At 40.6% G+C, this 12,623-nt stretch carries 7 protein-coding genes; all 7 read left to right on the forward strand.

Annotated elements, in window-relative coordinates:
* Nucleotides 1–993 (forward strand): phosphodiester glycosidase family protein, encoded by a 993-nt coding sequence (locus OGI71_RS21525; RefSeq protein WP_282251825.1) that lies wholly within the window; start codon nucleotides 1–3, stop codon nucleotides 991–993.
* A 395-nt stretch (nucleotides 994–1,388) separates the two neighbouring features.
* Nucleotides 1,389–2,633 carry a DUF1343 domain-containing protein gene (locus tag OGI71_RS21530; protein ID WP_282251826.1) on the forward strand — a complete coding sequence of 415 codons (1,245 nt, stop codon included), beginning with the start codon at nucleotides 1,389–1,391 and terminating at the stop codon, nucleotides 2,631–2,633.
* Between the two features lie 70 nt (nucleotides 2,634–2,703).
* Nucleotides 2,704–6,159 (forward strand): TonB-dependent receptor, encoded by a 3,456-nt coding sequence (locus tag OGI71_RS21535; protein WP_282251827.1) that lies wholly within the window; start codon nucleotides 2,704–2,706, stop codon nucleotides 6,157–6,159.
* A gap of 11 nt (nucleotides 6,160–6,170) precedes the next feature.
* The gene (locus OGI71_RS21540; RefSeq protein WP_282251828.1) at nucleotides 6,171–8,015 is read left to right on the forward strand and encodes a RagB/SusD family nutrient uptake outer membrane protein; all 1,845 of its coding nucleotides are present in this window, start codon (nucleotides 6,171–6,173) and stop codon (nucleotides 8,013–8,015) included.
* Between the two features lie 171 nt (nucleotides 8,016–8,186).
* On the forward strand, nucleotides 8,187–10,043 hold the full coding sequence (locus OGI71_RS21545) for a PQQ-binding-like beta-propeller repeat protein (protein WP_282251829.1): 1,857 nt from the start codon (nucleotides 8,187–8,189) through the stop codon (nucleotides 10,041–10,043).
* Between the two features lie 42 nt (nucleotides 10,044–10,085).
* The gene (locus OGI71_RS21550) at nucleotides 10,086–11,912 is read left to right on the forward strand and encodes a glycoside hydrolase family 9 protein (protein ID WP_282251830.1); all 1,827 of its coding nucleotides are present in this window, start codon (nucleotides 10,086–10,088) and stop codon (nucleotides 11,910–11,912) included.
* 50 nt (nucleotides 11,913–11,962) lie between these two features.
* A complete protein-coding gene (locus OGI71_RS21555; protein ID WP_282251832.1) occupies nucleotides 11,963–12,607 on the forward strand; it encodes a polysaccharide deacetylase family protein in 645 nt (214 codons plus the stop codon).
* Nucleotides 12,608–12,623: the final 16 nt, after the last annotated feature.

Raw genomic sequence — 12,623 nt, forward strand, 5'->3', positions numbered from 1 at the left:
ATGAAAAAGAACATATTATATTGCCGAATTAAGATGAGCTTGATGTTTGTCTTGTTTTTGATCTCTTTTGTTTCCTGTAAGAAACGGGATGATTATCCTAAATTTGATGACAAAAAAGAAGAGCTTGTGCCAGAAGATGTTATCCCTCCGGATAATAAAATTGAACAAATTACACAGCGGATTATTGATCAGGCTGATGTTGTTAAGGTCTTTCAAATGGATTCTACGATTCAATTAGCGGATGGGTTAACGCGGACTCACATTCGATTTCTCAATAAGCTCAATCAACCAACGAGCATTCAAATACTTGAAATAGATCTCAACAAAAAGATTGTGCCCTATGTGATGAGTTCGTTCGATGATCATCTGTATGTAGCACAGCCGATTTCTGATATGGCTAAATATAACGAAGTGTCGTCGGGTGGAGAGGTTCTTGCTGCAATCAATGGGGCTTCTGCTACGACCTTTTCTTATATAAAAAATGGTAGGAAAATCAATATCTCGACCACCTCAGGAAAACAAAAGACGCAACCTTTCTTTGCTGTTCAGTTCGATGGTAAACCCTATATTGGGAATTGCTTTGATACAGTTCAGTTTGAATTTGAACCTTATGATGTTAATAGATTCAAAGGTTTGATCTCAGGAACGGAGTGGTTGCAGTATAGAGGGGCTGTTATAAAATCGACATCAGCTGTAGTGCAAGCTAATACTGCTCTTGGGCTCTCGTCCAATAAATCTACCTTGTATGCTGTTGTTGTGGATGGAATAAATAGCAGTTTTTCGGTCGGTATTACTTTTAATGATTTAGCATGGGTGATGAAAGCGATTGGTGCTTATGATGCCTTTGTCGTGAATAGTGGTGGAACGAGTGTAATGACTCAGCGAAAGCTTTCGCAGGATCCAAATGGACAAACTGTATGGGATGTTGTAAATAAGCCTCCGCTAAATATGGTTAATACAATAAACGGTATTGGTTTCGTGAAAACGAAATAACGGATTTTGAAATATGTTGATATGACTAAAGTCGGAAAGGTTCCTTTCCGACTTTTTTATTGCATTAAAAATTTAATAGTGTCTAGTTTTGTGTTGCATTATTATGCTTTATTGTGAGTGTTTTTAAATTTATTTTGATTTATGGTGAGTTGTTTTAATAGATGGTATTTAAAAGTCTTTATATGTGTCTTTAGTGTATTTTTATTTGTTTTTTGTAAAAGAAATGCCTATTATTAAAATGCTTGAGGTGAACTAAATACTTAGTGGGCACTTACTTTATTTTGCGTTTTTTAACACTTTTCATTTATAAAACGAAAAAAACTACTTACTTTTATTCTGATTTTCAATTATTCATGCATAAAACTGCATTTTATGCATGGTCTAATAGTCTATTTATGATGAAATATACCTTGTTAAAATTAACCGTTGCGGTGTCTATTTTCTCCTTTATCTCTTGTGGTCATCCCTTAAGGTCGGTACAGGTGAACAAAAAGAGTGATGTGGGGTCAGTAGGAGAAATGGCCAGTGCTGTTATTACTCCGGGGGCTGACCAGTTGCCGCTGTATCTGCCGCAGTTAAAAGGTAAGAAGGTTGGGATTATGGGAAATCAGACTTCAATTGTGGGGGGTGACAAAAGACATTTAGTGGATGTTTTGCTTGAAAATAAGGTCGATCTGAAATTTGCCTTTGCTCCGGAACATGGTTTTCGAGGTAACGTCGAGCGTGGCGAGAAGTTCGGTAACGATGTCGATCAGAAAACGGGCTTACCGCTATTTACTTTATATGGTGGTAATAAAAAACAAGATTCTATTGTCAATTCCATTGATGTTATGATTTTTGACCTGCAGGATGTTGGTGCGCGTTTCTATACGTATATTACTTCTTTGCACCGTGTCATGGAATTATGTGCAAAGCATAATAAAAAACTGATTGTGTTGGATCGACCTAATCCAAATGGTGATCAAGTAGATGGGCCTGTTCGCCATGATGATAAATTTAAGTCAGATGTTTCGTGGCATAAAATTGCCATGATTCATGGATTAACCATTGGTGAACTCGCACAGATGATCAATGGAGAAAAATGGCTGGAGAACGGGCGTCAGGCTGATGTGCAGGTTGTGAAAGTGCAAAATTGGGATCATAAGAAGATGTATGATCTGCCTGTTATTCCATCGCCAAGCATACCTAATCAGCTTTCTGTGCGCTTATATCTCTCATTGTGTTTGTTTGAGGGAACAGATATTTCGGTAGGTCGCGGTACGGACTGGCCTTTTCAGGTATTGGGATATACAAATCCTGTTTATGGATCTTTTACATTTACTCCGGGTGAACGTCATGGTATGTCGAAGCATGTGGAGGGGAAAGGCGCTATGAATTATGGTGTCGACCTACGTAACCTGAATCCTGATAAACAAAAATTTACACTAAAATACTTGCTGGATTTTTATAACAAGACACCGGATAAGACTACGTTTTTTGCTAGACCAGAATTTTTTGATAAGCTAGCCGGGACAGATCAATTGCGCAAACAAATTATAGCAGGAGAGTCCGAGGGACAGATTCGGGCATCTTGGGCTGCAGACTTGAAGGTTTACAAGCAAATGCGCAAAAAGTACCTGTTGTACAGCGATTTTGAATAGCTTATTGCGAACAATACTAACGAATAAACAATACTAACTAGAATCATTTATTTTTAAAACTCTATAATCAATGAGAAAATTTGTACTATTTTCTGTTGCTCTTGGATTGAGTTTTCCTTCTGAATCCTATTCTTTCGTAAAGAAGGAAGGCGTTTTGAGCAGTGCTAACTTGAGAGGTGCTCTGCTTCGCGCTTCATCGAAGAATTCGGTTCAAAATACGGTGCAAGGTACTGTAACGGATGGAAAAGGCCCAGTCTCAGATGTAAGCATTTCTGTCGTTGGCGGAAGTGTTTCTACTAAAACCGATGCACAGGGGCATTTCAAGATTACAGCTGCTGTGGGGAGTAAATTACGTTTTTCATCCATAGGGTATATTTCACAGGATGTCACTGTGACTTCAAATACGCTTAATGTGACGTTGCTTGATGACAATCAATCCTTGGAAGAGGTTGTTGTTGTTGGTTATGGTACACAAAAGAAAGGTAATTTGACAGGGGCTGTTGCTTCTATTAATATTAAAGAAACGATGCAGGGGCGACCAATTGCTGATGCCGGTCGTGCGATGCAAGGGAGTACGCCTGGTTTGAGTGTTACTATACCTAATGGCGAGGTTGGTTCTGATCCAACAATTAAAATTCGGGGACAAATAGGGTCTATTAATGGATCTAGTAACCCATTGATCCTGTTGGATAATGTTGAAATCCCAAGTATCAATGTTGTCAATCCCGATGATATTGAGTCAATAACTGTTTTAAAAGATGCTGCCGCTTCATCTATTTATGGTGCTAAGGCGGCATTTGGTGTTGTTCTGATAACGACTAAGCAGGGGGCTAAAACGGAAAGCAATACAATCAGTTATTCCAATAATTTCTCTTTTCAGAACCCATTCAAGAAATACGAAATGGGAACGGTGGATGCGTTGAGATATTCGTTAGATGCTGGGAAGCGAGAAGGAAATAATTTTGTTGGGGCTTTCTATAAAATCAACGAAGAGAGCTATAAGAGAGCTGTCGAATGGCAGGATAAGTATGGCAGTTCTATTGGTAAAGACGATCCCACCTTATATGAGCGTGATTGGTATTTTGATCCTGCTACTGGATATAAATACGGTGTTCGGACTTATGATCCGTTTGATTATATGATTCGTGAATGGGCTCCGACGCAACAGCATAATCTTTCGTTGTCTGGAAAGACTGGTAAAACAGGTTATAATGTAGGGTTGGGCATGCTTGATCAGTCCGGTATGTTAAAAACAAATACAGATCAATTCTCGCGTTATAATGCATCAGTAAGGGTTACAAGTGAGTTGAATAAGTATATTACAGCGCGAGCGGGTGCTATCTATTCACGTACGAATAAGCAGTATCCTTATGCAACAAATTCAACTACAGCCGATCCGTGGCTTTATATGTACCGATGGAGTTCATTGTATCCATACGGAAATGATGGTGACGGCGATCCGATCCGTAGTCCGGCCTATGAGACTGGGGCGGCGAATGTTGCCAGCCAAGTGAAAAATTACATGAATTTTAATGCCGGTGCTACAGTAAACTTTATGGAAAACTGGAAGCTTGATTTTGATTATACATTGTCAAATCAAGAGATGCTATGGAACCAGCCGGGAACTCGCTTTACTGCTGGTAATTCATGGGGCGCTCCAGTGAAAAAATTAGATGCTGCTGGCAATCAGAGATATGTGGATGGTTCGGGTAACTATGTGGATGCTTCAGCTACAGGTGCTGTGCCAGCATATGATTTAGACTATTTTACATATACGGCATCCGGAGCTAATCCGGATCATTATCGCAGGGATAATTCAAATATTCTACGTCATACGATCAACGCTTTTACGACGTATAATTTAAATCTTGATGGTGGTCATGATTTTAAATTTATGTTAGGTCTAAACCGTATTGCGGAGAAAACAGAAAATTCTTGGACTCAGGTTACCAAATTACTAGATATTAAGAATCCTCAATTGACATTTGGTTCAGGAACTGTGACTGGATCGGGTGCGAAATTTTGGGAATCACAAATCGGTTTCTTCGGCCGGGTGAATTATGCTTATAAAGATAAATATCTTTTTGAGGCTAATTTGCGTAGAGATGGGTCTTCAAAATTCCCGACAAATTTAAGATGGAAGTGGTATCCATCGGTGTCCGCGGGATGGGTAGTGTCGCAAGAGTCTTTTATGGATTGGTCTAGTGATTTTATGAACCAACTGAAAATCCGGGGGTCTTGGGGTAGTATTGGTGATCAATCTGTTTCCAATGCGTTATATACAAGTTTTATGGAAAACTCGCAATCTACATGGATAGGCAATGCGGGTGATAGGAGTTGGTTTGTCGGAACGCCGGCGGCGGTTTTATCTGCTATAGGTTGGCAAGATATTGCGACATTAGATGTTGGTTTTGATGCGCGTTTCTTTAAAAATAAACTGGGTTTTGTGTTTGATTGGTATCAGCGGGATACAAAGAACATGATTGTGCCAATGGAGGGCGTAGCGCCAACATTTGGTTCTAAAGCCCCGATGGGCAATTTTGGAGCATTGCGTACTCGTGGATGGGAGTTTGCTGTCGATTATAATCATCGATTTGAGAATGGCTTAGGTATCAACTTGCGAGCTAATATTTCTGATGCGAAGTCTGTTATCACGGAATATGGAACAACAACGATTGTTACTGAAAACTATAGTGGTAAGACTTATGGCGAGATTTGGGGATATGAAACAGATCGTTTATATCAAAATAGCGATTTCGTCTATAATGGAAATGAGTTAGTTACCGCGGTTATAGATGGTAAGACAATGAATAAGTTGTCGGATCCGAATGGAGCTTACCAAAGCTGGGTGCAAAATTCCGCTACATTCCGTTTTGGCCCAGGTGATGTTAAATTCAAGGACCTGAACGGAGACGGTAAGATCGATAATGGCAAGAAAACATTGGCGGACCATGGTGATTTGAAAGTTATTGGTAATTCAACTCCGCGATATGAGTATGGTTTTAGATTGGGAGCTGATTTTAAAGGGTTTGATGTTTCGGCATTCTTTCAGGGTGTAGGTAGTAGACAGGTGTGGGGGACAGGTTTCTTAGCTCAAGCGGGCTTTAATTCTTCAGATGGAGCTATGCCTGCGGTAATGTCTTCAAACTACTGGACTAAAGATCGTACAGATGCATTTTATCCGGCTCCTTTTAATAATGCTGGAACAAACGATATCAACAATATGCAGGTTCAAAGCCGTTATTTGCTAGATATGTCTTATCTGCGGGTGAAGAATCTGACGCTCGGTTATACGGTTCCGGCAGGTACATTAAAACGAATCGGTATCAGTAACCTGAGAGTTTACACTGCGTTGGAAAATTTCTTTACCTGGGATAAGTTGAAGGGGTTACCAATCGACCCGGAGGCTGTGGACGGTGTAAATATGTTTGTTGATGTGTTAAAAAATAATTACAACGGCGGTCGCACGGGGGTTGGAACGCCAACTTTTAAATCAGCATCTGTGGGTGTTCAATTAACATTCTAATTGAAATTATCATGAAAATAAAAGCAAAATTTTTATATATATTATTAGGGGTTTCCATGGGGTTGACAGGCTGTAACAGCTTGTTGGACCGCCCGGCTCTGGATAAAATTACAGACGGACAAGGTCTTTACTGGAGGGATGAAAATGATCTCAGGCTGTTTGCGAATGGATTTTATACGCAGTATTTCAATGGTTATAATAGTTCCTATACAACGGATTACACACCTGTTAGGGGGTATACCTTTTCTGATGATTTGACTTTTAGTGGTCAGCAGACTAGTTTTGAAAACTCTATTCCAGATTCGAGATATTCTGTTGCTGAAGCTGGAGATTGGTTGAGTGGTTATGCAGGGCCAACCTGGAATTTTTCCTGGGTACGTAAGTCTAATATTTTCTTGGACCGTCTAGATAATATCGCTAAGCCTAATTTAACACCAGAGCAGTACAATCATTGGACTGCCGTGGCTCGTTTTTTCAAAGGATTTGAATATGCGCGCTTGGTTTCTGTGTTTGGTGATGTGCCTTATTTTGAGAAAGAAATACCTGCGGCTGATTTCGATACTCAGTATAAAGATCGTACGAATCGTGGCGAAGTAATGGATCATGTGTATGATGACTTTGTATTTGTGCTACAAAATATGCGTAATGATGATGGGGTAAATGTCTTGAATAAATACGTGGCAGCTTCTTTTATTTCCCGTCTTATGTTATTTGAAGGATCTTGGCAAAAATACCACGGTTTGGATCAGGCTAAAGCAAAAAAATATTTGGAATTGGCGCAAAGTGCTGCTGAGATTGTGATGAATTCTGGTAAATTTTCTTTTGGTTCAGATTTTAAAAGCTTGTTTTCTTCGCAAGACTTGAATAGTAACAAGGAGGTTATTCTTTATCGTAAGTATGATGCTTCCGTCAATGTGTTTCACGCAATCGGTTCTTATCAAAATGGTATAGAGGCACAGGCGGCAGCTCCAAACTTGAAGCTGATCAAGGAGTTTATTTGTGTTGATGCCAAGCCATATGCTTCATCTACTGTGGAAAATGCCTCAGATTTTTCCCTTGTAAATTTAGCAAAAACGCGCGATCCTCGGTTTGAGGCTTCATTTGATACTGATCTAAACTCGAAGGCCTCTACTTTTGTTTATGGAACCAAGTATGTTGCGCGAAATGGGTATAAAATTCCAAGTGCAAATCCGGATTATTCAAAATGGAATTCCAATACAAATACTTCTGATGCTCCTGTTATCCGATATGCGGAAGTCGTGTTGAACTGGTTGGAGGCGAAGCAGATTTTGGCTGAATTCTTCGGAGGAGCTGCTGTTGGCCAATCGGATATAGATAAGTCAATTAATGCGATTCGTAGCAGACCTTTGGATGAAATAGCAGTAGCAAGAGGAGTGAAGAAAACGGCAGCGCTTCAATTAGGGGCCATTGCGAATGATCCTTTGCGTGATGGAGATGTATCACCCTTGATGTGGGAGATTCGTCGTGAACGTCGCATGGAGTTTGTTTTTGAGTATTCACGTTTAATGGATCTTAGAAGATGGAAGAAGTTGAGTTATATGGATTTTTCTAAAAATACCGACTACTTTACGGGTATCTGGGTTGATGTGGCAAAACAAGCCCCAGATTTTTTGAAGGCAAATTATATTAATGTTACCAAAGTTAGAAAGGTGGATGGTACTATTGTAACGTACAATGGGTCAAATGCTGCTGAAATGGTTGGTTTTATTGTTGTACAAAATGCTTCAAACAGAAATGCGATTATGGATAAGAATTATCTGGCTCCTGTCGGCCAGGCGCAAATGGTCGAATATGAGCAGCGCGGTTATAAACTGACCCAAACAAAGGGCTGGTAATTCGATTCTTAATACTATTAAGCCTTGTCTAAGAATTAGACAAGGCTTTTTTGTAAATCCCATTGGAAAAGAAATAGGTAATATGTTTTTGTATCAAAAATATCATGCATAAAAACGCATTTATATTTTATGTTTACGCATAAAAACGCTATTTTTAAGAAAACTTTATCCATGAAACCGAAGCTTAAAGCCTTAATTATTGCATTATTGTGCATTATCAATGTGTCCTTTGCGCAGTCATTTAAATTTGCCCATGTCACGGATACACATGTCGGTGGTGCAACAGGGGAGGAAGATCTGCAACGTACTGTAAAGGATCTTAATACATTGAAAGACATCGATTTTGTTATACTCTCAGGAGATATTACTGAATTTGGGGCTGATCAGGAACTGAAATTGGCAAAGCGGATTTTGGATAGTCTGCAGTTGCCTTGGTATGTAATTCCGGGTAACCACGATGGAAACTGGTCTGAAAACGGAGCCAATACCTTTCGTACTGTTTTTGGTGGTGAGACTTTTTTCTTTAAACATAAGGGCTATGAATTTATTGGAACAAACTCTGGTCCGAATATGCGCATGAGCCCAGGGCAGATACCACGTGAAAATCTGGTGTGGATGGATTCTATCTTTGCTGCGAACCCTGACAGGCAAACACCATTAATTTATATTAACCATTATCCACAGGATTCCTCGCTGAACAATTGGTTTGATGCATTGAAGCGCGTTAAAACACGTAATGTTCAATTGGCTTTCTGTGGGCATGGACATGCTAACAAGGCCTATGACTGGGAAGGGATTCCGGGTGTGATGGGCCGATCCAACCTACGTGCAAATAAAGCTGTCGGTGGCTATAATATTGTAACCATTGGTGATGGAAAAGCGACTTATCAAGAGCGTAATCCAGGGATTGGTACACAAGAAAAACCTTGGTTAGAAGTACCTTTGTTTGACCATCGCTATGACCGCGAAACTACAACTTATCCACGGCCGAGTTATGCGGTCAATGAGAAGTATGAAGGTGCTGTCCGTGTGAACTGGACTTTTGAAGATGCAAGTGATATTGGTGCAGGGTTGACAATCTATAAAAACAAGGTTGTTACCTCTAATACCGCGGGTGATATCTTTGCCCTGGACCTTAAATCCGGCAAAAAACTGTGGTCTTTTCGGACCGGAGGGAAAGTGTACTCCACGCCAGCAGTTTGGAAGGGTATTGTTGTAGCCGGTTCTTCGGATCACTTTATATATGCTGTCAATGCGGAAAATGGAAAACTACTCTGGAAGGTACAGACAGATAAGGCAGTATTGGGTTCGCCGCTGCTGCATGATGGTGTCGCTTTTATCGGCGGTTCGGATGGTAAATTCAGAGCCTTGGATATAAAGACTGGTAAATTAAGATGGAGTTTTGATCAGGTCAAAGGGTTTGTATCGACTTTGCCAACGTATTATTTGGGCAATATCATCTTCGGTTCGTGGGGAAATGGATTTTATGCATTGGATGCCAAAACTGGAAAACTATCCTGGGAATGGAACAATGGCCACGCCAATCGGATGTTTTCGGCTGCCGCCTGCAATCCTGTTGGGGTAAATAATCGCGTATTTGTTGTTGCACCGGATCGGTTTATGACTGCATTAGACGCAAAGAATGGGACTGTGGTCTGGCGAGAAAAGAAAGACACCATACGTGTGCGGGAATCTATGGGATTGGGAGTAAATAAAAAACAGGTTTACGTGAAGACAATGGATGGCGATTTGCTGGGGATTTCTTCTTCAGGTGAGAAAATGGACGTAATTTGGAAAGCAAAACTAAAATTGCCTTATGAATTGACGCCTTCGGCGATAAAAACAAATCGTAAATTGGTGTTTGTGCCGAGTCATTCGGGTTTGCTTTCGGCTGTTGATGCAAAAACAGGCGATATAATGTGGCAATATAAAATTTCCAATGGCATGGTCAATCCTGTCGTGGTAAGCGTTAGTAATGAGGTGGTTGCAAGTACGATGGACGGTAAAATAGTTTCTTTGAGGTTTTAAACAACCGTTTGAGTTGATTTTATTAAAAATAAATGCCTTATTATGATAAAAGAATGTCTAAACTTCTTAAATTTACGTCAAGCTTTTTTGCTTGTTTTTGCATGTTTTGTTTGTAACTTTGCGGAAGCACAGCAAAATGCTTGGATTCGAATAAACCAATTAGGCTATACACCGGCAGGTAAAAAAGTCGCGGTATGGGGCGGGAAATCAATCAGGCAGCTTCGTTCTTTTGAGGTTAAAGATGCAAAGACAGGTAAATCAGTGTATGCTCATCCCGTAGGGAAAGATTATGGTGTTTACGGCCCTTTTGTGCAGAGTTTTCGATTCGATTTCTCGGCTTTACAGGATACGGGAAGTTTTTTTATCCAGGTAGGAGAAATCAAATCTCCTCATTTTAGGATAGCCCGCGATGTCTATAAGGGTGCAGCGGACTTTGTATTGCGGTATATGCGTCAACAACGGACATTATTTAATCCCTTTTTAAAGGATAGTTGTCATACGCACGATGGGTTTACATTGTATGCCGGTAAAGTCGGTGTAGCCGATAGTTCACATATTGATGCTGGGGGAGGTTGGCATGATGCTTCTGATTATTTGCAATACGCGACTACGTCGGCAAATGCAACATTCCATCTGCTGGCGGCTTATCGGGACTTTCCGAAGGTGTTTGCTGACCAAAAGCAGGCAAATGGTCTGGATGGGAAGAACGGTCGTGCCGATATATTGGATGAAGCTAAATGGGGACTGGACTGGTTGCTGAAGATGCATCCAAAGGCGAATCAGATGTATAATCAGATTGCGGATGATCGGGATCATGCAAGTATGCGTATGCCCAAGGAGGATCCTTATTATGGTCGTGGATTTGAACGCCCGGTGTATTTTATAGATGGCGAGCCGCAACAAAGGGGCAAGTTTATGAATAACACTACCGGAACAAGTTCTACAGCAGGGAAATTGAGTAGCGCTTTCCGTTTGGGATCTATGCTTTTTGGGAAGGATGATAAAAAATATGCAAGGCTGTTGTCTCAGAAAGCAGAGACAGCTTATGCGTATGCAAATATAAAGCCTGGGGTGACACAGACGGTTTCGGTCAAATCGCCCTATATCTATGCCGAAGACAATTGGGTGGATGATATGCAGCTGGCAGCGGCAATGGGACTTTCGGTAACAAAGAAAAACAAGTTTGCCGAAGAGGCTATGCAGTATGCCAGACAAGAAAAAATAACACCCTGGATGATAACAGATACTGCTGCGCACTATCAGTGGTATCCTTTTATCAATCTGGGGCATTATGAATTGGCTAAAAAAATAAAAGGACAGGATCGCGAGGAGATTGTTTCATATTATAGACAAGGTATTGAAGAGGTCAATAAACGTGCGGAGCAAAATGCATTTTTAAGAGGGGTTCCTTTTATCTGGTGCAGCAACAATCTAACAGCTTCTTTCGCAATGCAATGCCTTTGGTATAAAGAGCTGACAGGAGATAATCAGTTTGATGAACTGGAGCAGGCAAATTTCGATTGGCTCTTTGGTGCTAATCCATGGGGTACAAGTATGGTCTATGGTCTTCCATCTTGGGGCGATACACCAATTGATCCACATTCTGCTTTTACTTATTTGGGTAAACACCCGATTGATGGCGGACTAGTAGATGGTCCAATAATGGCATCTACTTACCGTAACCTGATCGGTATTAAACTGAATAACCCTGATAGCTATGCGGACTTTCAGAGTGACCTGGCTGTTTACCATGATGATTATGGTGATTACAGTACCAATGAACCCACCATGGATGGAACAGCTTCATTGATCTACTTGCTAGCGGCTAAAGAAGGAAAGGCATTGGAGGAGCCTGTTGGAAAAAAGTAATCAGGGATGTCTTCGGTGCGGTTGTCCGCGGTGATTCTACAACGAAAAAAGTGGCCTTACTTTTTACAGGGCATGATTTGTCAGAGGGAACAGCAGTGGTTTTGAAAAGTTTGAGGCGTCATCACGTGAAGGGGAATTTTTTCTTAACAGGAGATTATCTACGGAACGCAAGATTCAAGCCTTATATCCGGCAGATGTTGAAAGACGGACATTTGGTGTCGGGGCATTCAGATAAGCATCTTCTGATCAGCGATTGGGGGAGTCGGGATAAGTTGCAGGTCAGCCGGGATTCGTTCCTGCGGGATTTGAAGGCTAATCTGATTGAATTGGCACTTTCTGAGGTAGATACAAGTAAGCTACATTATTATATTCCTTCTTATGAATGGTATAATAGCCAGACGGTGGCATGGGCAAAAGAAATAGGGTTGTCTTCAATCAATTATACACCCGGAATAAGGACCGCTGCGGATTACAGCTATCCCGAAATGGGGAAACGTTATCTGTCTTCTGCAGCAATTTTGGAAGGCCTTTGGTCTCAAGAAATGAAATCCGGCCTGAATGGTTTTATGGTGTTGATCCATATGGGGACAGACGAAAGACGGAAAGATAAACTATATCATCATTTGGATTATATAATTAAGATATTAAAAAAGAAGGGGTATCAAATCGTGGATATTCCTAGTTTATTGAATTAAGAAATACAATATATAT

The organism is Sphingobacterium sp. ML3W, assembly GCF_029542085.1.
Classification (GTDB): domain Bacteria; phylum Bacteroidota; class Bacteroidia; order Sphingobacteriales; family Sphingobacteriaceae; genus Sphingobacterium.

Coding starts and splice junctions, on each gene's coding strand:
- OGI71_RS21525 (WP_282251825.1), top strand. CDS start 1: ATGAAAAAGAACATATTATATTGCCGAATTAAGATGAGCTTGATGTTT.
- OGI71_RS21545 (WP_282251829.1), top strand. CDS start 8,187: ATGAAACCGAAGCTTAAAGCCTTAATTATTGCATTATTGTGCATTATC.
- OGI71_RS21530 (WP_282251826.1), top strand. CDS start 1,389: ATGATGAAATATACCTTGTTAAAATTAACCGTTGCGGTGTCTATTTTC.
- OGI71_RS21540 (WP_282251828.1), top strand. CDS start 6,171: ATGAAAATAAAAGCAAAATTTTTATATATATTATTAGGGGTTTCCATG.
- OGI71_RS21535 (WP_282251827.1), top strand. CDS start 2,704: ATGAGAAAATTTGTACTATTTTCTGTTGCTCTTGGATTGAGTTTTCCT.
- OGI71_RS21550 (WP_282251830.1), top strand. CDS start 10,086: ATGATAAAAGAATGTCTAAACTTCTTAAATTTACGTCAAGCTTTTTTG.